The following is a 22,919-nucleotide window of genomic DNA, read 5'->3' on the forward strand; positions in this document are numbered from 1 at the left end:
ACGATGGGACGGCCGTCGCGGATGCGGCGGCGCACGTCCCACAGGTAGAGGTTCCAGGGGAAGCCGCGCACCGGTCCCGGCAGGTTGCGGTTCACGGCGGCGGCCGCCCGGCAGAAGCGGTCGAAGCGGCGCTGGTCGGCCGCGCTCCACCGGAAGCCGAGCGCCTCCCGGAACGGCTCGGGCAGGAACCCCACGCACAGGAACCGGTTCGTCGGGCCGAGCACCCGCCGCATGGGGCCGGGCAGGAAGTACAGCCCGGCGAACGCCCGCAGGTAGCGGCGGGTGAGGTCGTCCACCACGATCTTCTCGACGCCGTCGGCCCAGTACTTCTCGAACGCCTCCCGATCGGCGGGCCACATGTCCTCGGTGACCTGGAGGGTCGTGCCGAAGCGGGCGGCGTGCCGGTAGAAGTCGTCGCGCTGCTCGGGCGTCGGCTCCCCGTAGAGCCTGATGTAGAGGTCCTCGGTGCCCCAGTACAGGCAGGCGGCCACCCACAGCTGGAGCTCGCGGTCGAAGGCGTTGTACTTCACCGGGTCGCCGGGCAGGGAGCGCACGGCGCGGTGCGAGCGGTTCACCTCTCCGCGCATATGGTCGCGCTCGTCCGGCGTGCCGTGCATCGCCACCACGATGTAGCTGAGGGTGGTGCGCAGCCGCTTGATCGGGTGGCGGTCGATCCGGCCGCTCTCCACGGGGCTCTTGATGACGCCGTGCCCGACCGGCAGCCGCGACAGCTGCATGATGACGTTCGCCCCGGCCGCCGCGAGCGCGAACGGCGTCAGGGTGTCGCGGGCGATGTCGGGCAGGCGGCCCGCGGTTCCGGAACGTTCCGGGACGACGGTGTCGGGCGCGGTGGGTTCCGGTAGCTGACGGGCCGCTCCGGAAGCTGCCATCGGGACCTCCGTGACGCATGGGTGGGATGCGCCTCCCACAGTGCCCGAGTAAGTGCTCACTTGCAAGGCGGCGTGGCGCGGATCACCCTCGGAGCCGCACGGCGGTCCCGGAGACGCGGACGCGCGGGTCGCCGTCGCGCAGCTCCACGCTCAGGACGCCGGGGCGGCCCATGTCCTCGCCCTGGTGCAGGGTGAGCGTGCCCGGCCCCGCCAGGCCGAGGTCGCGCAGGTAGGCGCCGAACGCGGCCGCCGCCGCGCCGGTGGCGGGGTCCTCGACCACGCCGCCCACCGGGAACGGGTCGCGCACGTGGAACACCGTGTCGGACTCGCGCCACACCAGCTGCACGGTGGTGAGGTCGTGGGCCGTCATGTACTCGGTCAGGGCGGTGAAGTCGTAGTCCAGGTCGGCCAGGCGCTCCCGGGTGGCGGCGGCCAGGACCAGGTGGCGGGCGCCCGCGTAGGCGAAGCGGGGCGGCAGGGCCGGGTCGAGCTGGTCGGCGCTCCAGTGCAGCGCGGCCAGCGCCCGGTCCAGCTCCTCGGCCTGCGCGACGTACGGTTCGACGCTGGTCAGCGTGGCGCGCAGCGTCCCGTCGCCCGCGGCGGCGACCTCGACGGGCACGGTCCCCGACTGGGTCGCGAAGGTGAACGCGCCGGGGCCGTGGCGTTCGGCGAGGGCGACGGCGGTCGCGACGGTGGCGTGCCCGCAGAACGACACCTCCGCCTTCGGGCTGAAGAACCGCAGCGTGTAGGCGCGGCCCGGCTCGCCCAGGCCCGCGGGCGGCGCGGTGAGGAACGCGCTCTCGGAGTAGCCGAGCTCGGCGGCGATCTCCAGCCGGTCGGCGTCGCTCAGCCCGGACGCGTCGAGCACGACCCCGGCGGGGTTGCCGCCCTCGGGGTCGTCGCTGAAGGCCGTGTAGAGCAGGATCTCGGTGGTCATGCGAGGATTCTCGCAGCCGTCAGCGGCGGCGGAGGCGGGTGCGGGCCATGTCCGTGAAGTAGCCGATCTCGGGGACGCGCAGCAGGCGCGCGGCGGCCAGGTACAGCAGGCCGCCGCCGAGGGACCCGACGGCCATCGCGCCGAGGGCGGGCGGCAGCGCCCCCGGCAGCCGCGCGAACGCCCACACCGCCCCGGCCGCGAACGCCGCGCCCGGCAGCGCCGCCAGGTGCAGCAGGGCCAGCGTGCGGGCGATGCGGCGGCCGTCCAGCCGTCCCAGGCGGCGCCGCAGCACCAGCGTCGCGCCGACCGTTCCGACCAGGTAGAACAGGCCATAGGCGAGCGGCAGCCACAGCACGACGCGCTCCGGCGGGGCCAGGCGCAGCGCCGCGACCGACACGGCGGCCTGGACGAGGCCCGCCGGGATCGCCAGCAGGCCGGGGGTGCGGGTGTCGCCGAGCGCGTAGAACACCCGCATCTGGAGCTGGAACACCACGAACGGGATCAGCACCAGCGCGAACACCATCAGGATCGTGCCGACCCGCCCGGCCCCGGACACGCCGAGACGGCCGTAGCCGAACAGCGCGACGCTGCCGGGCACCGCGAACACCAGCATCGCCATCCCGACCGGGACCAGCAGCACCGACGACAGGCGCAGGCCGCGCGAGAAGTCGGCGCGCACCAGGTCGCGGCGGCCGTCGGCGACGTGCGCGCTCATCCGGGGCAGCAGCGCGGTGATGACCGACACCGCGATGATCGCGTAGGGGAGCTGGAAGACGACCATCGCGAACTTGTAGACCGCCAGGCCCGCGTTGGAGTGGCCGAGGTCGGCGGCGCGGTCCCCGGCGCGGTTGGCGACGTTCACGGTGACCAGCAGCGCGGCCTGCGACACGGCGATGTAGACCATCATCCACCCGGCGCTGCGGGCGGCCTCCCCGAACCCGGAGCCGCGCAGGTCGAGCCGGGGCCGCCAGCGGAACCCGGCCGACCACAGCGCCCCCACCAGCACCAGCCCCTGCACGGCCGTGCCCAGCGACGACCCGAGCGCCAGGGCGCCGATCTGGCCGTCGGTGACGGTGCCCAGGTCGCGGCCGGGCCCGGCGAGGTGGATGAACCACAGTCCCGCCGCCATCGTGATCAGGTTGTTGACCACCGGCGCCCACATCGGCGCGCCGAACCGGTCGCGGGCGTTGAGCATGGCGCTGGCCACGCCGCTGATCCCGATGAAGACGATCTGGACCAGCAGCCAGCGGGTCGCCAGCACCGCGACCTCGCGCTGCCGCCCGGTGTAGTTGCCCGCGTACAGGGAGATCAGCTCGTCGGCGAGCACGACGGCGGCGGTGGTGAGAGCCACCAGGAACAGCAGCGCGGCGGTCAGCAGCCGCTGCTCGGCGGCCTCGCCCAGCGCGCGGTCCTGCCTGCGGCGCTTGACCAGGAACGGCACGAACACGCTGGCCATCAGCCCGCCGAACAGGAACTCGTAGATCGTGAACGGGATCACGTCGGCGGACTGGTAGGCGTTGCCGAGGGCCCCGCCGCCGAGCGCCGCCGCGATCACCACGGTGCGCAGGAACCCGGTCAGCCGGGAGAACACCGTGCCGATCGCCATGACGGCGCTGGAGTGGGCGACGCCGGGCGGGGCGGCCTGGGCGGCGGGGCCGATCTCGTCGTCGTCCCAGCCGGGCCGGTCGGCGGTGCCGGGCGCTCCGACCCGCTCGCCCACGGGGGTGAGGCCCCGTTCGGGCCGGCGGGTCGGCTCGGCCTTCTCGGCGGCCTCGAAGACGGCGGGCATCACCACCCGGCCGCGTTCCGGACGCTCCTGTTCCGCCATCACGTCCCCCCTCGGGCCGAGTGCCGCATTATGCCGCACTGTGAGACGGCCCGAGGGGGCGGCGCGTTCGGGTGGCGCGCCGGCCGGCGGTCAGACGGCGACGGCCTCGACGGCCGGGACGCGCAGCGCGCGGCGGGTCGCGCCGACCACGGTGACCAGCGTCAGCGCGGCCGCGACCGCGACGGTCCCGGCGTAGATGCCCGGCCCGCCGTCGGGGACCAGCGCGTCCGCCCGCGCCACGGTGAACGGCAGGATCGTGAACACCGACGCCACCGTCCCGGCCAGCACCCCGGTGACCATCAGCACGGCCCCCTCCAGGGCGACCGCGCCGAGCACCTGCCCGGGGGCGGCCCCGGCCAGCCGGAGCTGCCCGAACTCGCGGCGGCGGTGCGCGGTCGCCGCCAGCAGCGTGTTGACCAGCATCAGCGCGGTGAACGCCACGATCATCCCGATGACCACGAGGTTGAGGGTCTCGATCGTCTCGGCCCCCTCCTCGGGCGCCAGGCCCGACCGGGCGATCACGGCGTTCTCGGTGGCCTGCACGTAGAGGGTGCCGGTGCCGATCCCGGTGAACAGGATGATCGGGGTGACGACCGACGCGGCCTGCCCGGTGCGCCCGCGCAGGCTCGCCAGCGCCAGGTCGCCCGCCGCGCCGCACCGTTCCAGCACCCCGCCCGCCAGCCGGGCCGCGCCGCGCACCAGCCCCGGGGCCAGCACCGCCAGCCCGAACGAGGCGAGGATCGCCGCCTGCCCGGCGGTGGCCATCGTCTCCTGGCCCGCGTTCCGCATGGCGGTCACGGTGACGATGGCCAGGTCCAGGCCCAGCGCCAGGAACAGCCCGCCCGCGACGATCCTCTTCTTGCTCATGCGGGGGCGCTCCACCTCGGCCGACACCAGCGACTCGGCGACCCGCACGCGGGTGGTGCGGCGCGCGGTGATGTACGCCGCCGCGACCGACGCGACCAGCGTGATCCCGAATCCCTGGGCGAGCGCGATCGGCCCGAACGCGTACCCGACGTCCGCGGGGACCTGCCCGGTGTCGTGCAGCAGCGCCAGCAGGCCCCGCCCCGCCAGCGCGGCCGGGGCGACCGCCAGCGCCACCGAGACCACCGCCAGCGCCACCGCCTCCCCCACGATCATGCGGGTGAGCTGCGCGGGCGTCGCGCCGACCGACTTCAGCAGCGCGATCTCGGCGGCGCGCTGCCGCACCGCCAGGGTGAGAGTGGACACCACCGCGAACGCCACCAGCAGCATCCCCCACCCGCCGACGACCGTGGCCATGATGACCAGGGTCTCGCGGGCCGCGCCCGGCACGTCGCCGGTCGCGATGTCGAGCATCGACGCGAACGCCATCAGGATCGTCGCGCCCAGGACCATCGCCAGGAACACCGCCGCGAACCCGCCCGCGCGGTGCCGCAGCGTCCGAACCGCCAGACCGAACACCGTCACACCCCCACCAGCTCGCCGAGGCGCGTCATGTGCTCGGCGACCCGTTCGGCGGTCGGCGCGGCCATCCGCCCGACCAGCCGCCCGTCGGCCAGGAACAGCACCTGGTCGGCGTGGGAGGCGGCGACCGGGTCGTGGGTGACCATGACGATGGTGCGGCCGTACACGCGCACGCTCTCCTGGAGCAGCGCCAGCACCTCGCGGGCGCTGCGGGTGTCGAGCGCGCCGGTCGGCTCGTCGGCGAACACGACCTTCGGCTCGGTGACCAGCGCCCGCGCGATCGCCACGCGCTGCTGCTGCCCGCCCGACAGCTCGGCGGGCCGGTGGTGCAGGCGGTCGCCGAGCCCCACCCGCTCCAGGATGGACCGGGCCCGGCGCCGGTCGACCCGCCGCCCCGCGAGCTTCAGCGGCAGCGTCACGTTCTGCATGACGGTCAGCGTCGGCAGCAGGTTGAACCGCTGGAACACGAAGCCGATCCGCTCGCGCCGGAACCGCGTCAGCGCCGCCTCGCCCCCGCCCGCCAGCTCCGCGCCGTCCACGTACACCCGGCCCTCGGTGGGCCGGTCGAGCCCCGCCGCGCACTGGAGCAGCGTGCTCTTGCCGGACCCCGAGGGCCCCATCACCGCCGTGAACGACCCGGCCGGGAGCGCCAGCGACACCCCGTCCAGCGCCGTGACGCGGTTGCCGTCGCTTCCGTAGACCCTGCGCACCGCCTCCAGGCGGAGCGCCTCTTCCATGCTGGTGTTCATCGCCGTTCCCTCCGTCGTTCGCTGGGAACGACGCTAGGGATCATGAGGCCGGGCCCCGAGGGGGGCAGACCACCCCCGCGGGTGGAGGAAACTCCCCTATTTCCCGGCGCGGGCCCGCTCGATCGCCTTCGCGAACTCCTCGATCGGCTGCGCGCCGAAGAACGGCGTGCCGTTGACGAGGAACGCGGGCGTGCCCGGCACCCCGAGCCTCGCCCCGAACGTGAGGTCGGCGTCCACCGCCCCGCGCACCGCCGGGTCGCGCCGGTCGGCGTCGAACCTCGCCACGTCCAGGCCGACGGCGCGGGCGACGTCGCGCAGCATGCCGTCGTTGATCGCGCCGCTGTTCATGCGCCTGGGCTGCCGCGCGTACAGCGCGTCGTGGAACGGCCAGAACCGGCCCTGCCGGGCGGCGGCCCGCGCGGCGACCGCGGCCCTGCGCGACTCCTCGCCGAACGTCGGGTAGTCCCGCCAGACGAGCCGCACCACGCCGGTGTCCACGTAGCGGCGCATCAGCTCGGGTTTGGTCGTGCGGGCGAACGTGCCGCACTTGGGGCACTGGAAGTCGCCGAACTCCACCAGCGTCACGGGGGCGTCGTCGCGTCCGGCGAACAGCGCCCGGTCGGCGGGCGGCGGCGTCGGCCCGGCCCAGGTCGCCCCGGCCGTGGGGGTCGGGGTCGAGGGGGCCTCGATCTCCTCGGCGTCCCCGGCCCCGGCGGTCTCCTCCGCCGGTCCGGCGTCCCCGCCGCGCGTGAGCGTCGCCACCAGCATCACCGCCACCACCAGCGCCGCGACCAGCGCCGCGGCCACGGCCTTCGTCCGGCCCCCGGGCCGCTCCGTCCCCTCCGGCGTCTCCCCCATCCGCCCAGTGTGGCCGATCATCACCGCGCGCCGGACATCGCCGCCCGGTCAGGGCTCGAAGCGGTACCCCATGCCCGGCTCGGTGATCAGGTGCCGGGGCCGGGACGGGTCGGCCTCCAGCTTGCGGCGCAGCGAGGCCAGGTAGACGCGCAGGTAGTGGGTCTCCTTCACATGGGAGGGGCCCCACACCTCCGCCAGCAGGCGGCGCTGCGCGATGAGCCGGCCGGGGTTGCGCACCAGCAGCTCGACGATCCCCCACTCGGTGGGGGTGAGGTGGACGCGCCCGCCGTCGTCGCCGGTGACGGTCCTGCCGACCAGGTCCACGGTGTGGGAGCCGACGCGGACGGCCGGCGGCTCCTCCCCGTCCACCGGCGCGCGGCGGGTGACGGCGCGGACGCGGGCGAGCAGCTCCTCCACGCCGAACGGCTTGGTCACGTAGTCGTCGGCCCCGGCGTCCAGGGCGTCCACCTTGTCCCCGCCGTCCGTGCGGCCCGACAGCACGATGATCGGGACCCTGGTCCAGCCGCGCAGGCCGCGGATGACGTCCACACCGTCCAGGTCCGGCAGCCCCAGGTCCAGGATCACCAGGTCGGGGTGCCAGTCGGCGGCGTGGGCGAGGGCGCGGCCCCCGTCGGGCGCGACCCGCACCTCGTAGTCGCGGGCGCGCAGGTTCAGGCGGAGGGTGGTGAGGATCTGCGGCGAGTCGTCGACCACCAGAACGCGGGTCATCGGTCTCCTCGGATGTGGTCGAGCCGCCGTCCCGGGGACGCCCGCGGCTCTGCTTCCCATGGCCGGGGTCCGGGTCAGTCCCGGGCCGGGTACTTCGCGTCCAGGGCCAGGTTGAGCCGCAGGACGTTGACGACCGGCTCGCCCATGAAGCCGAGGGAGCGGCCGGTCCGGTCCTCCCTCACCAGGGCCTCGACCTGTGCGGGGGTGACGCCGCGGGCCCGCGCGACCCGCCGGACCTGGAGCCGCGCGTACTCCGGGGAGATGTGCGGGTCCAGGCCGCTGCCGCTGGCGGTGACCGCGTCGGCGGGGACGGCGGGCTCGGCGGGCGCGTTCCCCCGGACCGGGACGACCAGTCCCCTGGCGTAGTCCTCGCCGTACCGGGCCGGCTCCACCTTCACGCCCCTGTAGGTGGCGACGAAGGGGGTCTTCACGGCGCCCTCCTGCTCGTTCAGGCTGACGACGCGCGTCGGATGCGGGACGGTGCCGTCCTTGGCGCGCGGGCCGAACACCGCCAGCACCGCGCCGACGCCGCCGGGGGTGCAGAACGGCCGGGAGCCGTCCACGCCCTCCAGCTCGCCGACGGCCCTGCTGCGTTCGCAGACCTGGGTCAGCAGGCTCTCGCGGGCGTTCTCGTCCTCCTTGCCCGCCGCGACCAGCTTCGGGTCGGGCAGCGTGTCGACCACGTCCTCCGGGCCGAGGTTGCTCGCCCCGCTGGCGGTCGGGTCGTAGCCGTCTCCGGCGTTGGACGGGCGGGTCTGGAAGTACTGCCTGAGCGGGTTGCCGTCCTTGTCGGCGAAGGACTGGCCGATGCTTGCCGAGCCGACCAGCTTTCCGTTCGCCTTCACGAGCGAGCCGTCGGCCTTGTCCTTCAGGCCGGGGAGCTGGGCGACCGCGAAGACGGCCAACGGGTAGACGAGACCGAGCAGTGCGGTGAAGACCAGCAGCGCGCGCAGCGCCGCGAGGTGCTGCCGGATCCAGGTGGGCGAACGCATGTCACATCCCCGGGAGGAACTGGATGATGAGGTCGATGAGCTTGATGCCGGCGAACGGGGCGACGACCCCGCCCAGGCCGTAGACGCAGAGGTTGCGGCCGAGCAGGCTGGACGCGCTGCCGGGGCGGTAGCGCACGCCGCGCAGGGCCAGCGGGATCAGCGCGACGATGACCAGCGCGTTGAACACGACCGCCGACAGGACCGCCGACTGCGGGCTGTGCAGCCGCATGACGTTGAGGGCGTCCAGACCGGGGAACACGGTCACGAACAGCGCCTGGATGATGGCGAAGTACTTGGCGACGTCGTTGGCGATCGAGAACGTGGTCAGCGCGCCGCGCGTGATGAGCAGCTGCTTGCCGATCTCGACGATCTCGATGAGCTTGGTCGGGTCGGAGTCCAGGTCCACCATGTTCCCGGCCTCCTTGGCGGCCGAGGTGCCGGTGTTCATGGCCACGCCGACGTCGGCCCGGGCCAGGGCGGGGGCGTCGTTGGTGCCGTCGCCGGTCATCGCGACCAGGCGGCCGCCCTCCTGCTCCCTGCGGATCAGGGCGAGCTTGTCCTCGGGCCGGGCCTCGGCGAGGAAGTCGTCCACGCCCGCCTCGTCGGCGATGGCCTTGGCGGTCAGCGGGTTGTCCCCGGTGATCATGACGGTGCGGATGCCCATCCGGCGCATCTCGTCGAACCGCTCGCGCATGCCCGCCTTGACGACGTCCTTGAGGTGGATGACGCCGAGGACGCGGGTGGTGCCGTCGGCGGCCCGCTCGCCGACCACCAGCGGCGTGCCGCCGGAGGCGGAGACGCCGTCCACGACCCGGCCGACCTCCTCGGTGGGGTGGCCGCCGTTCTCCCGCACCCACTCGACGACGGCGGAGGCCGCGCCCTTGCGGATCCGGCGACCGCCGGGCAGGTCCACCCCGCTCATCCTGGTGCGTGCCGAGAACGGCACCCAGGTGGCGTGCTCCAGTTCGCCCGGAGCGCGTTCCCGCAGGCCGTAGCGCTGTTTGGCGTACACGACGATCGAGCGTCCCTCCGGGGTCCCATCAGCCAGGCTGGACAGTTGGGCCGCGTCGGCGAGTTCGAGGGCGGTGACACCCGCCACCGGGGCGAACTCCGACGCCTGGCGGTTGCCGAGGGTGATGGTGCCGGTCTTGTCCAGCAGCAGGGTGTCGACGTCGCCCGCCGCCTCGACGGCGCGGCCGCTCATCGCCAGGACGTTGCGCTGGACCAGGCGGTCCATGCCCGCGATGCCGATCGCGCTGAGCAGCGCGCCGATCGTGGTGGGGATCAGGCAGACCAGCAGCGAGACCAGCACCACGCCGGTGACGCCGCCCGCGTCCAGGGCGGGGGTGTCGGGGACGCCGGGGTTGTCGCCCCTGGCGAGGATCGCCATCGGCTGGAGGGTCGCCACCGCCAGCAGGAAGATGACCGTCAGGGCGGCCAGCAGGATGTTGAGGGCGATCTCGTTGGGGGTCTTCTGCCGGGCCGAGCCCTCCACCAGCGCGATCATCCGGTCGATGAAGCCCTCGCCGGGCCGCTGGGTGATCCGCACGACGATCCGGTCCGACAGCACCCGCGTGCCGCCGGTCACCGCGCTGCGGTCGCCGCCGGACTCGCGGATCACCGGCGCGGACTCGCCGGTGATCGCCGACTCGTCCACGCTGGCGATGCCCTCGACCACGTCGCCGTCGCCGGGGACGATCTCCCCGGCCTCGACGACCACGATGTCGCCCCGCCTCAGCTCGGGGGCGCCGACGCGTTCCTCGGGGACGCCGGTGGCGCCCGGCGTCCAGCCGGACAGGCGGCGCGCGACGGCGTCGGTCCTGGCCCGGCGCAGCGAGTCGGCCTGCGCCTTGCCGCGCCCCTCGGCGACGGCCTCGGCGAGGTTGGCGAACACGACGGTCAGCCAGAGCCAGCCGACGATCAGCCAGGCGAACAGCGAGGGGTCCAGGACCGCCAGGACCGTCGTCCAGACCGCGCCGATCTCGACGATCAGCATGACCGGGTTGCGCCACAGGGTGCGCGGGTCGAGCTTGCGGACGGCCTCGGGCAGGGACCTCAGCAGCTGCCCGGGGTCCAGCAGCCCGCCGGAGATCCTCCGGTCGCCGCCGGGGGCCGGGGGCCTGCGTTCCGGCGTGGGGGTGAGCGTCTGTACAGCCATCAGTGGAGTCCTTCAGCCAGCGGGCCGAGCGCGAGCGCGGGGAGGAAGGTGAGCGCGACCAGGACGACCGTCACGCCGGTGACCATGCCGACGAACTGCGGCCGGTGGGTGGGCAGCGTTCCGTCGGAGGCGGGCGTGCGGCCCTGCCGGGCCAGCGACCCGGCCAGCGCGAGCACGAAGACCATCGGCAGGAAGCGGCCGAACGCCATGCACAGCCCGAGCGCGGTGTCGTACCAGACGGTGTTGGCCGTCAGCCCCGCGAACGCCGAGCCGTTGTTGTTCGACGCCGAGGTGAACGCGTAGAGGACCTCGCTGAAGCCGTGCGCGCCGGAGTTCAGCATCCCGGCCCGGCCGCTCCGCGTGGCCACGGCCGCCGCCGTCCCGGTCAGCACCAGGATCGGGGTCACCAGGAAGTAGCAGGCCGCGAACTTGATCTCCCGGCTGCCGATCTTCTTGCCGAGGTACTCGGGGGTGCGGCCCACCATCAGGCCCGCGACGAACACGGTGATGACGGCCAGCACGAGCATGCCGTACAGCCCCGAGCCGACACCGCCCGGCGCGACCTCGCCGAGCATCATGTTCACCATCGTCATCATGCCGCCGAGGCCGGTGTAGGAGTCGTGGAAGGAGTTCACCGCGCCGGTCGAGGTCAGCGTCGTGGCCGCCGCGAACGTGGCGGAGTTCGCCACCCCGAACCGGCTCTCCACCCCCTCGGTCGCCGCGCCGACCGCCATGGGGACGGTCCCGTGGTGCATGAGCTGGAAGGCGTTCGTCAGCGCGACGCTGACGAGCGCGATCGTGCCCATCACCGCGACGATCGCGTGGCCCTGGCGGTCCTGCCCGACCATCCGGCCGAACGTGCGGCACAGCGCGACCGGGATGACCAGGATCAGGAAGATCTCCAGCCAGTTGGTCCAGGCGGCGCCGTTCTCGTAGGGGTGGGCGGAGTTGGCGTTGAAGAAGCCGCCGCCGTTGGTGCCGAGCTCCTTGATGGCCTCCTGGCTCGCGACCGGCCCGCCGGGCAGCCTCTGCTGGGCGCCCGCGAAGGTGGCGGCGGTGTGCCCGTCCCCGAAGTTCTGGATCACGCCGCCCGCGACCAGCGCGACCGCGCCGACGAACGCGATCGGCAGCAGGATCCGCAGCGTGCCCCGCGTCAGGTCCACCCAGAAGTTGCCGAGGTGCTCGGTCCGCTTCCGGGCGAAGCCGCGCACCAGCGCGATCGCGACGCACATGCCGACGGCGGCGGACACGAAGTTCTGCACCGCGAGCCCGGCCATCTGCACCAGGTGGCCCATGGTCGACTCGCCGGAGTAGGACTGCCAGTTGGTGTTGGTGACGAAGCTGACGGCGGTGTTCCAGGCCTGGTCGGGCTTGACCGGCCTGAAGCCCAGCGACAGCAGCAGCCTGTCCTGGACCCGTTGCAGCAGGTACAGGAACAGGACGCCGACCGCCGAGAACGCCAGCACGCTGCGGGCGTACACGCCCCAGGTCTGCTCGGCGTCGGGCTTGACGCCCACGAGCCGGTAGATCACCCGCTCGACGCGCGAGTGCCGCCGTCCGTCGTAGACGCGGTGCATGTGGTCGCCCAGCGGCCGGTAGACCACGGCGAGGGCGAGCACGAGGGACGCGACGAAGCAGATCCCCGCGACGGCCGTCCCCATCTAGAAGCGCTCCGGGAACACGAGGGCGGCGATCAGAAAGACGATCAGTCCGGCGGCCAGCACCAGCCCGACCAGGTTCTCGGCGGTCACAGCTTCTCCACGCCCTTCACCAGCAGGCCGAGCAGGGCGAAGACCGCCACGGTCAGCAGCACGAAGGCGACGTCATGCATGTTCGGTTCCTATGGGGATCGGATACGGCCCCGGACCCGGGACCCACACCGGAGTAAAACGCCCATTCCCCGAGCCCCCGCGCCCCCCTAACGCGCCCTTAACGCCCCCACGACCCCCCTTAACGCCGCCCTGACGGCGGAACGGAAAAGGCGCCGGTCGCGGTGCGACCGGCGCCTGGTGCGCCCTCGGCTTGCCGGGTGTTCGTGGTCCGGCCGTGGTGGTGTCTAGGCGGGGGCGGTGTCGTACTTGGCTCTTAGGTCGTTGAGGTGGTCCGGGGTGAGGGGGTGGCCGTTTTCCAGGGCTCGGTGGATGTCGCGGAAGTAGTCCTCGTATCCGGCCGGGGTGAGGATGAACAGGCAGCGCGCCCAGTCGTCGGAGGCGTTGCGGAAGCCGTGGGCGACGCCGCGCGGGACGGACACGGTCCCGCCCGCCCCGACCGCGACGGACCCGTCCCCCAGGTCGAAGGTGACCTCGCCGTCGAGGATCTGGAAGTGCTCCTCGTGCCCGTGGTGGATGTGCGGGGCCGCGCCGAGCGCCCCCGGCGGGAACCGGTACTCCACGATGGCGAGCGACCCGCCGGTGTGCTCCCCCGAGAGCCGGACGAGGTACTCCCCCACGGGCGCGCGCAGGCGTTCGGCGTCCTCGGGGGTGACGAGCGCGGTCATGGGCCCTCCCGATCGGTGTGCGGCCGGCGGGGGAACGGCCGGTGCCCCCGCCGGGCCCCGGGCGACGTCCACCCCAAACGATCTTCGCACGGCCCGGGACGGGCGCGAGGTCCGTGGCTCAGCCCACGTCGCGGGTGAGGAGGTCGTCGAAGGTCTCGCGGCGGACCAGCGGGCGGACGCCGCCGTCGCGGACCGCCAGCACCGGCGGGCGCGGGACCAGGTTGTAGTTGGAGGCCATCGAGTGGTGGTAGGCCCCGGTGCAGGGCACGGCGAGCAGGTCGCCGGGCCGGACGTCGGCGGGCAGCCGGGCGTCCCCGACCAGGACGTCCCCGGCCTCGCAGTGGCGGCCGACGACGGCGGCGGCGCGGTCCCCGCCGAGGACGCGCCGCCCGACGAGCCGCGCCTCGTACCGCGCGCCGTAGAGGCCGGGGCGGGGGTTGTCGCTCATGCCGCCGTCGACGGCCACCAGCAGCCGCCCGTCCGGGGCGTGTTTGACGCTCACCACCCGGTAGACGGTCACCCCCGCCCGGGCGACGATCGCCCGGCCCGGCTCGACCGTCAGCAGGGGCGCGGGGAGGCGGTGCCCGGCGCACGCCTCGCGGACCGCGCCGCGCAGCCGGTCGCCGAGCGTCGCGGGGTCGAGGCCGGGCTCCCCGTCCCGGTAGCCGACGCCGAAGCCGCCGCCGAGGTCCAGCCGGGGCAGCACGACACCGTGCTCGTCGCGGATCCGCGCCAGGAACGCGACCATGCGGCGCGCGGCGCGTTCGAAGGCGTCCACGTCCGAGATCTGCGACCCGAGATGGCAGTGCAGGCCGACGAGGTCCAGCCGCCGCTGGGCCAGGACCCGCCGCACGGCCTCGGCCGCCGCGCCCGACGCCAGCGACAGGCCGAACTTCTGCCCGTCGGTCCCGGTGGTCACCGCCGCGTGCGTGCGCCCGTCGACGCCGGGGGTGACGCGCACCAGCAGCCGGGGCCGCGCCGTGTCCGGCGCCAGCGCCGCGAGCCGGGCGATCTCGTGGAACGAGTCCACGACGATCCGGTCCACGCCGTGGTCCAGCGCGGCCCTCAGGTCCTCGGGCGTCTTGGCGTTGCCGTGCATGAGCATCCGTTCGCCCGGGAACCGGGCGGCCCGCGCGACGGCGAGCTCCCCGGCCGAGCACACGTCCAGCGACAGCCCCTCCTCGGCGATCCACCGGGCCATGGCCCGGCACAGGAACGCCTTGCCCGCGTACGCCACCTCCCCGTCGGGGAACGCCCGCCGGAACGCCCGGCACCGCCGCCGCACGTCCTCCTCGTCGAGGACGTGGGCGGGCGTCCCGAAGCGCCGGGCGACCTCGGTCAGCCGCACTCCGCCGACCGACACGTCCCCGTCGGGACGCTCCCGCGCCGTGGCGGGCCACACTCCGCTTCCGGTCATCAGCACGTCGTGCTCCTCCTCAGCCCGCCAGCGCGAACGCGCGGCCTCCCACCAGTACGGGATCGATCTGTATCCGCGCGACCCCCACGGGCCGCAGCAGCGCGCGCAGCGCCGGTTCGGACAGCCGGACGCACCGGATCCCCGCCCCGAACGCCGCGCGCGCCCGTTCCTCGTCGCTGAAGGCGATCCCGACGCGCTCCCCCGAGGCGTCGATCCGCCCGGTCCGCACGCTCAGGGTCCCGCCCGGGCACTCCCGCACCGGGACGATTAAAACCGCGCCCACCAGCACGTTCCTTTCGTGGTGTCCTGTCGAACGGACCCCACGCTAGGCACGGGCCGGCGCCCCGCCCGGCGTCCCTACGCGATGTTGACGCCGGCCCGGCCCCTTCTCACGCCTTCCTGACGCGGGGTCACGCGGCCTCGGCGACACGGCCGGTGTCCAGGGACAGGTGGGAGCCGGTGAAGCGTTCGCGGATGCGGCGGTCGTGGGTGACGACCACCAGCGCTCCGGCGTAGTGCGTCAGCGCCTCCTCCAGTTCCTCGACGAGGGCGGGCGACAGGTGGTTGGTGGGCTCGTCCAGCAGGAGCAGGTCGACCGGTTCGGTGACCAGGCGCGCCAGCTCGACGCGGCGGCGCTGCCCGTAGGACAGGTCACCCACGCGCCGCTCCAGGTCGTCGGGGCTGAACAGGCCCAGCGACAGCAGCGCCGCGGCGTGGTCGGCCGGGTCGCCGGGACGGCCGTGCGCGAACGCCCGCAGCACGGTCGTCCCCGGCGGCCACGGGATCTCCTCCTGGCGCAGGTGGCCGACGCGGGCGGGGCGGCGGACCGTTCCGGCGTCCGGCCGCAGCTCGCCCGCCAGCACCTTCACCAGGGTGGTCTTGCCCGCCCCGTTCGGGCCGGTGACCAGCAGCCTCTCGCCCCGGCGGACGCGCAGCGAACCCAGATGGAGGCGGTCCGCCACGCGCACGTCCACGAGCTCGGCGACGATCTCCTCCTCCGCCGTTCCCGCCGTGGTGATGCTCGCGTTGAACGTGAGCGGTTCGGGCGGCGGGGCGACGGGGTTGCCGGTCAGGTGCTCCAGCCTCCCCTTGGCGTTGCGGATGCGGCTCATCGCGCCGTGGCCGCGGCCGCGCGCCCGGAACGGCCCGGCCGCGAACACCGCGAGCGGCAGCCTGCGCGGGATCGACTCCAGGCGGGTCGCGTTGGCGGCGACGAGCCGCCGGTTGCGGTCGATCTCCTGCCGCCACTCCTCGTACTCGCGCAGGCGGCGGCGCCGCTCGGCCTCCCTGGCCGCCAGGTAACCGGCGTAACCGTCCCCGTACCGGACGACGTTCCGCTCCGCGACCTCCAGGATGGTGCTGGTCAGGCGCTCCAGGAACACCCGGTCGTGGGTGACCGCGACGACCGTTCCGCGGTGGGCGCGCAGATGCGACTCCAGCCACTCCACCGCCTGGTCGTCGAGGTCGTTGGTGGGCTCGTCCAGCAGCAGCAGCTCCGGCCGGGACGCCAGGACGGCCGCGAGCGCCAGGCGTGAGCGCTCCCCGCCCGACAGGGTGGCGATCCGGCGTCCCCGCTCCAGGCCCGGCAGCCCGAGCCCGTGCAGGGCGATCTCCACCCGGGCGTCGGCCTCGTAGCCGCCGCGCGTCTCGTGGCGTTCGACGAGAAGGCCGTACTCCTCCAGCAGTTCCTCCGAGGCGCGCGCGGTCAGCTCCGCCTCGACGGCCCGCATCCGCGCCTCGATCTCGCGCAGGTCCTTCAACGCGAGGTCGACGGCGTCCTGGACGGTGGCGTCGCCGGGGAGCTCCAGCGCCTGCGCGAGGTGCCCGACCCCGCCCGGGGCCACCGTGACGACCTCGCCGTTGTCGGGCCGTTCGGCCCCGGCCATCAGCCTGAGCAGGGTGGACTTCCCCACCCCGTTGTCGCCGATGATCCCGACCTTCTCCCCGGGCCGGACGGTGAGCGCGACGCGGTCGAGGACGACGCGGTCGGCGTAGCGCTTGGTGACGTCGTGCAGTGCGAGTTGAGCGGTGCGCATGTGGGCACCACCTCCTGTGATTCGAACGAGCCGGGAGGGAGGCGTCAGCGCGCGCGAGCACCACACGACGAACGTCGGGAAGAGGGGTGCTTCACGGGCGCGTGAGAGGACCTGGCGACGGCGGAGCGATGCTCAACGCCGTCCCGTCCTCGTTCGAATCACAGGGAACCCATGCGCTCAAGGTAGGGCAGGTCCGCCCGTTGATCAACGTGACCGGGGTCACGTTGATCGACGGGCGGGGGCGCCGGTCAGCCGAGGCACCAGCGGGTGGTCTTCTTGTACTTGGTGTTGTTGCCCTTTCCGCGGCGCGGCGCGATCTTCACGGTCGTGCGCCAGGACTTGTCGTGGCCCCACAGGTAGTACCTGGTCATGTTCCGGACCGACCGGGCGTTCTTGACGATGGCCGGGAACTCGTCCCCGCCCGGGTCGCACGCGTTGACCCGCCGGCTCAGGTAGACCTTGGTCCGCTTGCCCTTGAAGTTGGGCTTCGACCAGGTGCAGAAGTGGTCCTTCGGGCACGAGGCGTAGCCTTCCGCGGACACGCCGCCCGGCCGCGTGACCGTGCCCGCCTCGGCGGCGGTCCCCGCCGCCACGAGGCTGGCCCCGGCCAGTGCCGTCAGCGTCAGCGCGCGTATCCCCTTGCTGTGTGGTGCCATTCGTGGTCGTCCTCTTGTAGGGCGATGGGTGGTTTCTCGGTGTTTCCGTCCGACCGGCGACGGTCGGGCGATCTCGCCGCTGAAGATCGCCAACGGGAACGTCCCATCCTCGGCCACCCCGTGCGGCCCCCGCCAGGACCCCTGGTCCCAAACCACCGCCGCCCCGGTGGCCCCCGGGCACTCATCCGCCCGGGGGCCACCGGGGCCGGACGGCGTTCCGTCAGGTGGTGCATCCGCCGTCCACCGCGAGGGCGGTGCCGGTGACGTAGCGGCCGCCGGGACTACGGTGAGTGGGCGGTCGACCGCATCATCCGCATCCGGACGCTCTACGCCGCGGGCCTGAACAGCGGGGAGGTCGCGCAACTGCTGCCCTGCATGCGGGACGCGGACAGCCGCCCGAGCGCGACCGCATGGACCGCGTGATCACCGAGCCGGTCCGCTCCCGCGACGTCCCGGACGAGGTGATCGCCACGGCGTCGCCGGTGTTACCCCGGTGGCCGGGACCGGACCCGGTGTATCTGGACGGTCGCCTCCGGCTCCTGTCAGGGAGTGTCGGTGCTTCTGCGGGAGGCGGGATGTCTGGTTCCGAACGGGCGGTCGTGCGGATCTCCGCGCGCGGGTCGCGGCATGCCGCCGGTGGCGCGGCCGAGGCCTCGCCGGAGGAGTTGCGGAGGGTCGTCGAGACGGCGGTGCGGCTCCTCGCCGAGGTCCTCGCGGGCGTCCGGGAGCCCCGGCACCTCGCCTGGTGGGCCATGCCGGGCATGTGCGAGAAGGTCGCCGCGCACCGGCTCCCGGCGGCCGGGGCGCGGGTGCCGCCGCCCCGCGTGCTGCGGACCTGGGTGCAGCGGCCCGTCCCCGACGTCGCGGAGGCGGGGGCCGTGGTGACGCTGGACGGCCGCGTCCAGGCCCTCGCGCTGCGGCTGGAGCGCCGGAACGGCCGCTGGCGGTGCGCGGCCGTGGAGACGACCCTGCCCCGCCCGCCCGCGCGCGCCCTGCGCCGGGCCGGATGATCGGCGTCCGCCAGAATGGTCACATGGAACCGGTACCGGAGGACTGGCAGCGGGCGCTGGCCATCGTGGCGCACCCCGACGATCTGGAGTACGGCGGGTCCACCGCCGTGGCGCGGTGGACCGCGCAGGGCAAGGAGGTCGCGGAGGTCCTCGCCACGCGCGGCGAGGCCGGGATCGACTCGATGGACCCCGCCGAGGTGGCGCGGATCCGCAGCGCCGAGCAGGTCGAGGCCGCCCGGTGCGTGGGCGTCGACACCGTGGAGTTCCTCGACCTGCCCGACGGGACGCTGGAGTACGGGCTGCCGCTGCGCCGCAGGCTGACCGAGGTCATCCGGCGGCACCGGCCCGAGGTGGTGATCTCGGTGAACTTCCGCGAGACCTTCCCCGGCGGGTTCTTCAACATGGCCGACCACCGCGTGCTCGGCCTCGCCGTGGTCGACGCGATCCGCGACGCCGCCAACCGCTGGGTCTTCCGCGACCTCGGCCTGGAACCGTGGCAGGGCGTGCGGTTCGCCCTCATGGGCGGGTCGCCGCAGCCCACGCACTACGTGGACGTCACCGGGCACCTGGAGGCCGGGATCGCCTCGCTGCGCGCCCACAAGATCTACTTCGACAACCTCGGGCAGGACTTCGACCCCGAGGCGATGCTGACCGACTTCGCGGCGCCGGTCGGCCGTGAGGTGGGCGTCGAGTACGCGATGCCGTTCGAGCTCATCGCCACCTAGTACCGCGCGCTAGTGCCGCGCGCAGGGCCTCCGCCCCTTGTTGGCCCTGTTCCGTTTGCGGGAACGGCGCTTGCGGGTTCGTTTCGACATGGCTCGATTGACCCTCGGCGGGCACCGTCCCGCAAGAGGCGCGCGAGGCCCGGCACGGCCGGGTGCGGACACCCCGCCGTGCCGGGCCTCGCGGAAGCCCTCGGGTCAGCGGACCTCGGTGATCTCCGGGCCGCGCTCGAAGGGGTTGAACGTCTCGGCGTTCTCCTCCTCGTCCTCCGGGGTCGCCTCGGCGAACTCGGCCGGGATCTTCAGCTCCAGCAGCTCGCGCGGCGGCATCGGGGCGTCGCCCCGGACCACCACGGTGCCGCGCAGCACGTCCTCCAGGACCTGCCACTGCTCCTCGTCCTCGATCGCGGCGCCCTGCACCACGGCCTGCAGGAACCAGCGCGGGCCGTCCACGCCGAGGAAGCGGATGATCTGCGGCGCCCAGCCCTGCTCGACGAACTCGGCCGGGATCTGCTCCCTGATCTCGTCCGGCATCTCCGCCAGGACCTCTTCGGTCAGCGGGGCCGGCACCATGGCCAGCAGTTCGGGACCGAACGGGCCCTCGCCCTCCTGGGTCTGGCCGCCGGCCTCCTCGGTGATGTCCTTGGCGGTCTCGGCGCGCACGTCCTCCCAGATGCCGGTGCGCTTGGGCGCGGCGAACACCTGGAGCTGCATGGCGCTCTCGCCGTACTGGACCAGCACCGCGACGGGGCGGGCGTCCAGCGGGTTGCCCTCCTCGTCGACCTCGGTGGCCTCGAAGTTCACCTGGAAGCCCAGGCCCGGCGCGACCGGGACCAGCATGGAACCGAAGTCCAGGCGCTGCATCTCGGGGTAGGACTCCTCGGAGTCCCAGGGGCCGTCCGCGGAAGCGGCCTCGGCCGGAGCCTCGTCGTCCACGGCCGTCTCCACCTGCTCGTCGGCCGACACGGGTCCCTCAGCGGGCTCCTCGGCCTGCCGGCGACGTCCAAAAGCCACGACTCACGCTCCTTCTCGACTGTGCTCGTTACCCCGGAACCCGCCGGTGGAGCCGAACCCGTCGGCACCCCGTGCCGATCCGGGAAGCTCGGTGACCTCGTGGAAGACCGCGTGCTCCACCCGCTGCACGACCAGTTGCGCGACGCGGTCGCCGCGGCGGAGCCGGACGGTGTCGCGGAGGTCGGTGTTCAGCAGGGTCACCTTGATCTCACCCCGATAGCCGGCATCGACCGTACCGGGTGCGTTGACAATGGTCACCCCCAACTTAGCGCCCAAACCGGACCTGGGGTGAACGAAGGCGGCATAGCCGTCGGGAAGCGCGATGGCGATGCCGGTGGGGACCACCGCGCGTTCGCCGGGCGGCAGTTCCACGTCCACCGCGGTGCGCAGATCGGCTCCGGCGTCGCCGGGGTGGGCGTAGGAGGGGACCGGCAGACCCTCGTCGAGCCGTTTGATCAGCACGTCCACCTTGCTCACGGGTTCACCTCACGCTCGGGGCTCATTCCGCCGACTCCGTCGCCGTGCTCGGTGAAGTGCGAGACGGGCACCTCGATGAACAGGGCCGCGCCGCGGACGGCCACCGGGCCGTCGGGCGCGTCCATCCGGGCCTCCGCCTCCAGGTAGGCCTTGCGGCCCACGACGCCCGTGCAGCGGGTCCGGATGTGCAACGTGGTGCCCACCGGCACCGGCAGCAGGTAGTCGGTCTCCAGGCGGCCGGTGACGTAGGGCTTACGGAGCAGCCACACGACCATACCGAGCGCCTCGTCGATGGCCGTGGCCAAAACGCCGCCGTGCGCCAGACCGGGCGCGCCCTGGTGGACGTCGCCGACGGTGAACCCGGCCTCCACGCTCAGTCCGTCGTGGCTGACCGCCTCCAGGTGCAGCCCGGTCGGGTGGTCGGGGCCGCAGCCGAAGCACTTCGCGTAGTGCGGGCCGAGCTTCTCGCCGACCAGGGCGTCGGGGTGGGGCTGCGGGACGGGGGTGCCGGGCGGGGGAACGGTGAGGTCAGAGCGGTTCACGGCCTGACTTTACCGGCTCTTTCCGTGACCACTTCCGGCAGGTTTCCCTCAGGGGCCACGTACGGAGCGTAACGTCGTCTTTATCCCAACCGCCCCGTCCGCGTACATCCCGGGCGGCCGCGTTCGGAGGGCAGCTCAGTGCGGCGACAGGTGACACATCGTTCCTTGGACGGCACACGGGTGCGGCTGACCGGCACCCACGATCTTCGACGGCCGTGGACGTCGGTGGCGCGGGTCGCGGTGGGGCCGCGGCTGCACGAGATCTCCAGCGGCGCGCGGGAGGACGCCCGCGCCTGGGCCGAGGACATCGGCGTGGAACGGTTCACACAGGAGTTCCGGGTGCAGGGCGGGCGGCTGCGGGTCGGCGAGACCGCCACCCGCGACCCCGACACCGGCCTGCGCGAGCCGCTGCTGGCGGCGGTCTGGGAGGGGCGGCGGCACGCGGTGTTCACGCACCTGTACCACGGGCGGCCCGCCGACGCGGTGGCGCTGTTCCAGACGGTGCGGGTCACCGAGCACGACGACGGGATCGTGGCCGCGCCGCACGGCCGGGCCGTCTCGCCCGACCCGGCCGAGCTGGTCAAGGAGGTCCCCGGCCTGGGGCTGCTGGAGATCAGGGCGCTGACCGCCCGTACGAAGCGGGTGCTTCCGCCGTGGCGGGGCGCGTCGGTGGCGGGCGGCGAGCTGTTCCGGGACACGGTGGAGGGCCAGGGCCCCTACTTCCTGCTGGCGCTGCGGTCGCTGCTGGTCACGGTGCTGCCGGAGGAGGACCGCCTCCGCGAGGCCCCGTCCCGCCTGGCCGAGCTGACCATCGAGGCGGTGCGGTGACGGGGCTGCTGGCGGGGGCCGGGGTGGTCGCGGTGCCGTTGACCCTGCTGGTCGCGGTGGCCGGGCAGGCGGTGCGGCCGGGGGCGCTGGCCGCGGCGCTGCTGACGCACCGGGTCGTCCCGGCGCCGTTGATCGCGCCGGTGGCCGCGCTGGCGGTGCTGGCGGAGGCGGCCGCGGGTGGCGGCGCGCTGGCCGGGCTGGTCACGGGGAACGCCGCGCTGCTGCGCTCCGGCATGGCCCTGGCCGCCGTCCTGCTGGCCGGGTACGCCCTGTACGGCGCCCATGTGGCGCGGACGCGGGGCCGGGTGCCGTGCGGCTGCGCCGGGTCCTCGACGCCGATGACGGGCTGGGTGGCCGGGCGCGCCGCCGCGCTGGCGGCGCTGGCCGCCGCCGGGGCCCTGTGGGGTCCGGCGGCGGGGATGAGCGAGGCCGGGCGGGCGGTGACCGTCCTGGCGGGGGTGGCGTTCGCCGTGCTGCTGTGGGCGCTGCCGCAGGCGTTGACCGTGCCGTTCGACGGGGAGAGGAGCACGGCCCGATGAGCTTCCAGACCAGCGCGCTGGTGCTGTCGTGGGTGGCGATCGTGTTGCTGTCGCTGGTGGTGGCCGGGTTGGTCCGGCAGGTGCAGGTCCTCTCGCAGGGGGTGCGGCCCGGTCCCGGCGAACGCGACGGCGCGCCGCGGCTGGGGCCGCCGCCCGGCGCCCGCGCCCCCGCGTTCGACCGCGTCGGGCCGGGGCTGCTGCTGTTCCTGGACGTCGAGTGCGGGGTCTGCCACGAGGTGCTGCGGGCCGCCGAGGAGCTGGGCCGCCCGTTCGGGGCGGTCTTCGCCGGTCCCGCGCCCGACGCGGCCCTCGCGCCCGGGGCCAGGGTGCTGACGCACGAGGAGGGCGGGCTGTTCGTGTCCTACCGGGTGCCCGCCACGCCGTTCGCGGTGCTGGTGGACGCGGCCGGGCGGGTCCGCCGCGCCGAGCCGGTCGGCTCCCCCGAGGCACTGCGCACGTTCACCGAACCGGAGGTGGTCCGATGATCCAGTTGGAGGACGTCCCCCCGCTGCACGGTCCGCGCCCGCACGGCGCCGAACGCGTCCGGCGGCGCGCGCCCCGCGAGGGGCGCCCGGCGCGCGCCCGGGTGGGCCG

At 74.1% G+C, this 22,919-nt stretch carries 25 protein-coding genes; 5 read left to right on the forward strand and 20 right to left on the reverse strand.

The window, feature by feature from the left end:
• The 16 genes from AKI01S_RS40800 to AKI01S_RS40870 all read right to left on the reverse strand — a co-directional run.
• The coding region (locus AKI01S_RS40800) for an oxygenase MpaB family protein (RefSeq protein WP_067830992.1) at nucleotides 1-890 on the reverse strand (890 nt) is incomplete at its 3' end.
• A gap of 82 nt (nucleotides 891-972) precedes the next feature.
• Nucleotides 973-1,827, reverse strand: a complete 855-nt coding sequence (locus AKI01S_RS40805) for a PhzF family phenazine biosynthesis protein (RefSeq protein ID WP_067830995.1) — start codon at nucleotides 1,825-1,827, stop codon at nucleotides 973-975.
• A gap of 19 nt (nucleotides 1,828-1,846) precedes the next feature.
• Entirely contained in the window at nucleotides 1,847-3,655 is a 1,809-nt protein-coding gene (gene murJ, locus AKI01S_RS40810; protein WP_245681991.1) for a murein biosynthesis integral membrane protein MurJ, read from the reverse strand.
• 90 nt (nucleotides 3,656-3,745) lie between these two features.
• Entirely contained in the window at nucleotides 3,746-5,104 is a 1,359-nt protein-coding gene (locus AKI01S_RS40815) for an FtsX-like permease family protein (RefSeq protein WP_245681992.1), read from the reverse strand.
• A complete protein-coding gene (locus AKI01S_RS40820) occupies nucleotides 5,101-5,850 on the reverse strand; it encodes an ABC transporter ATP-binding protein (RefSeq protein ID WP_067830998.1) in 750 nt (249 codons plus the stop codon). The genes AKI01S_RS40815 and AKI01S_RS40820 overlap by 4 nt, the downstream gene beginning before the upstream one ends.
• 96 nt (nucleotides 5,851-5,946) lie before the next feature.
• The gene (locus AKI01S_RS40825) at nucleotides 5,947-6,708 is read right to left on the reverse strand and encodes a DsbA family protein (protein ID WP_067831001.1); all 762 of its coding nucleotides are present in this window, start codon (nucleotides 6,706-6,708) and stop codon (nucleotides 5,947-5,949) included.
• A gap of 48 nt (nucleotides 6,709-6,756) precedes the next feature.
• Nucleotides 6,757-7,437 (reverse strand): response regulator, encoded by a 681-nt coding sequence (locus tag AKI01S_RS40830; protein WP_067831004.1) that lies wholly within the window; start codon nucleotides 7,435-7,437, stop codon nucleotides 6,757-6,759.
• 74 nt (nucleotides 7,438-7,511) lie between these two features.
• Nucleotides 7,512-8,429, reverse strand: a complete 918-nt coding sequence (locus AKI01S_RS40835; protein WP_067831007.1) for a potassium-transporting ATPase subunit C — start codon at nucleotides 8,427-8,429, stop codon at nucleotides 7,512-7,514.
• 1 nt (nucleotide 8,430) lies between these two features.
• Entirely contained in the window at nucleotides 8,431-10,587 is a 2,157-nt protein-coding gene (gene kdpB / locus AKI01S_RS40840) for a potassium-transporting ATPase subunit KdpB (RefSeq protein WP_067831010.1), read from the reverse strand.
• Nucleotides 10,587-12,248, reverse strand: a complete 1,662-nt coding sequence (gene kdpA / locus AKI01S_RS40845) for a potassium-transporting ATPase subunit KdpA (RefSeq protein WP_067831013.1) — start codon at nucleotides 12,246-12,248, stop codon at nucleotides 10,587-10,589. The genes kdpB and kdpA overlap by 1 nt, the downstream gene beginning before the upstream one ends.
• A complete protein-coding gene (locus AKI01S_RS49870; RefSeq protein ID WP_084000747.1) occupies nucleotides 12,249-12,338 on the reverse strand; it encodes a potassium-transporting ATPase subunit F in 90 nt (29 codons plus the stop codon).
• A 305-nt stretch (nucleotides 12,339-12,643) separates the two neighbouring features.
• Complete coding sequence (locus AKI01S_RS40850) at nucleotides 12,644-13,084, reverse strand: cupin domain-containing protein (protein WP_067831016.1); 441 nt, start codon at nucleotides 13,082-13,084, stop codon at nucleotides 12,644-12,646.
• A gap of 118 nt (nucleotides 13,085-13,202) precedes the next feature.
• Complete coding sequence (gene lysA, locus AKI01S_RS40855; RefSeq protein WP_067831052.1) at nucleotides 13,203-14,501, reverse strand: diaminopimelate decarboxylase; 1,299 nt, start codon at nucleotides 14,499-14,501, stop codon at nucleotides 13,203-13,205.
• 19 nt (nucleotides 14,502-14,520) lie between these two features.
• Nucleotides 14,521-14,784 (reverse strand): SAV_915 family protein, encoded by a 264-nt coding sequence (locus tag AKI01S_RS40860; protein WP_157420520.1) that lies wholly within the window; start codon nucleotides 14,782-14,784, stop codon nucleotides 14,521-14,523.
• Nucleotides 14,785-14,911: 127 nt separating this feature from the next.
• On the reverse strand, nucleotides 14,912-16,537 hold the full coding sequence (locus tag AKI01S_RS40865; RefSeq protein ID WP_067831022.1) for a TlrC/CarA/OleB/SrmB family ABC-F type ribosomal protection protein: 1,626 nt from the start codon (nucleotides 16,535-16,537) through the stop codon (nucleotides 14,912-14,914).
• 248 nt (nucleotides 16,538-16,785) lie between these two features.
• Entirely contained in the window at nucleotides 16,786-17,193 is a 408-nt protein-coding gene (locus AKI01S_RS40870) for a peptidase inhibitor family I36 protein (protein ID WP_067831025.1), read from the reverse strand.
• Nucleotides 17,194-17,768: 575 nt separating this feature from the next.
• Here AKI01S_RS40870 and AKI01S_RS51335 point away from each other — a divergent pair.
• Complete coding sequence (locus AKI01S_RS51335; RefSeq protein WP_067831028.1) at nucleotides 17,769-18,203, forward strand: Rv3235 family protein; 435 nt, start codon at nucleotides 17,769-17,771, stop codon at nucleotides 18,201-18,203.
• Nucleotides 18,200-18,928: a PIG-L deacetylase family protein gene (locus AKI01S_RS40880; protein ID WP_067831055.1), complete on the forward strand. Its 729-nt coding sequence runs from the start codon at nucleotides 18,200-18,202 to the stop codon at nucleotides 18,926-18,928. The genes AKI01S_RS51335 and AKI01S_RS40880 overlap by 4 nt, the downstream gene beginning before the upstream one ends.
• A 9-nt stretch (nucleotides 18,929-18,937) precedes the next feature.
• Here the strand turns inward: AKI01S_RS40880 and AKI01S_RS54890 are convergent, their stop codons facing one another.
• The 4 genes from AKI01S_RS54890 to AKI01S_RS40895 all read right to left on the reverse strand — a co-directional run bounded on the left by AKI01S_RS54890 (nucleotide 18,938) and on the right by AKI01S_RS40895 (nucleotide 20,958).
• Nucleotides 18,938-19,018 carry a 50S ribosomal protein bL37 gene (locus AKI01S_RS54890; RefSeq protein ID WP_501162095.1) on the reverse strand — a complete coding sequence of 27 codons (81 nt, stop codon included), beginning with the start codon at nucleotides 19,016-19,018 and terminating at the stop codon, nucleotides 18,938-18,940.
• Between the two features lie 105 nt (nucleotides 19,019-19,123).
• The gene (locus AKI01S_RS40885) at nucleotides 19,124-19,939 is read right to left on the reverse strand and encodes a DUF3710 domain-containing protein (protein ID WP_067831031.1); all 816 of its coding nucleotides are present in this window, start codon (nucleotides 19,937-19,939) and stop codon (nucleotides 19,124-19,126) included.
• Between the two features lie 3 nt (nucleotides 19,940-19,942).
• Entirely contained in the window at nucleotides 19,943-20,416 is a 474-nt protein-coding gene (gene dut / locus AKI01S_RS40890) for a dUTP diphosphatase (protein ID WP_067831034.1), read from the reverse strand.
• Nucleotides 20,413-20,958, reverse strand: a complete 546-nt coding sequence (locus AKI01S_RS40895) for a PaaI family thioesterase (RefSeq protein ID WP_067831037.1) — start codon at nucleotides 20,956-20,958, stop codon at nucleotides 20,413-20,415. Before AKI01S_RS40895 ends, dut begins: the two co-directional genes overlap by 4 nt.
• Nucleotides 20,959-21,123: 165 nt before the next feature.
• Between AKI01S_RS40895 and AKI01S_RS40900 the strand changes: the two genes are divergently transcribed.
• From AKI01S_RS40900 to AKI01S_RS40910, 3 genes are read left to right on the forward strand one after another with little or no spacing between them, the layout of a single operon-like run.
• Nucleotides 21,124-21,786, forward strand: a complete 663-nt coding sequence (locus AKI01S_RS40900) for a hypothetical protein (RefSeq protein ID WP_157420521.1) — start codon at nucleotides 21,124-21,126, stop codon at nucleotides 21,784-21,786.
• Nucleotides 21,783-22,325, forward strand: coding sequence for a MauE/DoxX family redox-associated membrane protein (locus AKI01S_RS40905; protein WP_067831042.1), 543 nt, complete (start codon nucleotides 21,783-21,785; stop codon nucleotides 22,323-22,325). The genes AKI01S_RS40900 and AKI01S_RS40905 overlap by 4 nt, the downstream gene beginning before the upstream one ends.
• Entirely contained in the window at nucleotides 22,322-22,810 is a 489-nt protein-coding gene (locus AKI01S_RS40910; RefSeq protein WP_067831044.1) for a hypothetical protein, read from the forward strand. Before AKI01S_RS40905 ends, AKI01S_RS40910 begins: the two co-directional genes overlap by 4 nt.
• Nucleotides 22,811-22,919 lie beyond the last annotated feature (109 nt).

The sequence above is a fragment of the Actinomadura kijaniata NBRC 14229 genome, from assembly GCF_001552175.1.
Taxonomy (GTDB): Bacteria; Actinomycetota; Actinomycetes; order Streptosporangiales; family Streptosporangiaceae; genus Spirillospora; species Spirillospora kijaniata.

Bases quoted from the DNA above. Each gene is read 5' to 3' on its own strand.
- AKI01S_RS40870 (WP_067831025.1), bottom strand. From the start codon at position 17,193: ATGGCACCACACAGCAAGGGGATACGCGCGCTGACGCTGACGGCACTG.
- AKI01S_RS54890 (WP_501162095.1), bottom strand. From the start codon at position 19,018: ATGTCGAAACGAACCCGCAAGCGCCGTTCCCGCAAACGGAACAGGGCC.
- AKI01S_RS51335 (WP_067831028.1), top strand. From the start codon at position 17,769: ATGTCTGGTTCCGAACGGGCGGTCGTGCGGATCTCCGCGCGCGGGTCG.
- murJ (WP_245681991.1), bottom strand. From the start codon at position 3,655: ATGGCGGAACAGGAGCGTCCGGAACGCGGCCGGGTGGTGATGCCCGCC.
- kdpA (WP_067831013.1), bottom strand. From the start codon at position 12,248: ATGGGGACGGCCGTCGCGGGGATCTGCTTCGTCGCGTCCCTCGTGCTC.
- AKI01S_RS40910 (WP_067831044.1), top strand. From the start codon at position 22,322: ATGAGCTTCCAGACCAGCGCGCTGGTGCTGTCGTGGGTGGCGATCGTG.
- AKI01S_RS40835 (WP_067831007.1), bottom strand. From the start codon at position 8,429: ATGCGTTCGCCCACCTGGATCCGGCAGCACCTCGCGGCGCTGCGCGCG.
- kdpB (WP_067831010.1), bottom strand. From the start codon at position 10,587: ATGGCTGTACAGACGCTCACCCCCACGCCGGAACGCAGGCCCCCGGCC.
- AKI01S_RS40880 (WP_067831055.1), top strand. From the start codon at position 18,200: ATGATCGGCGTCCGCCAGAATGGTCACATGGAACCGGTACCGGAGGAC.
- AKI01S_RS40805 (WP_067830995.1), bottom strand. From the start codon at position 1,827: ATGACCACCGAGATCCTGCTCTACACGGCCTTCAGCGACGACCCCGAG.
- AKI01S_RS40850 (WP_067831016.1), bottom strand. From the start codon at position 13,084: ATGACCGCGCTCGTCACCCCCGAGGACGCCGAACGCCTGCGCGCGCCC.
- AKI01S_RS40825 (WP_067831001.1), bottom strand. From the start codon at position 6,708: ATGGGGGAGACGCCGGAGGGGACGGAGCGGCCCGGGGGCCGGACGAAG.
- AKI01S_RS40865 (WP_067831022.1), bottom strand. From the start codon at position 16,537: ATGCGCACCGCTCAACTCGCACTGCACGACGTCACCAAGCGCTACGCC.
- AKI01S_RS40820 (WP_067830998.1), bottom strand. From the start codon at position 5,850: ATGAACACCAGCATGGAAGAGGCGCTCCGCCTGGAGGCGGTGCGCAGG.
- AKI01S_RS40830 (WP_067831004.1), bottom strand. From the start codon at position 7,437: ATGACCCGCGTTCTGGTGGTCGACGACTCGCCGCAGATCCTCACCACC.
- lysA (WP_067831052.1), bottom strand. From the start codon at position 14,501: ATGACCGGAAGCGGAGTGTGGCCCGCCACGGCGCGGGAGCGTCCCGAC.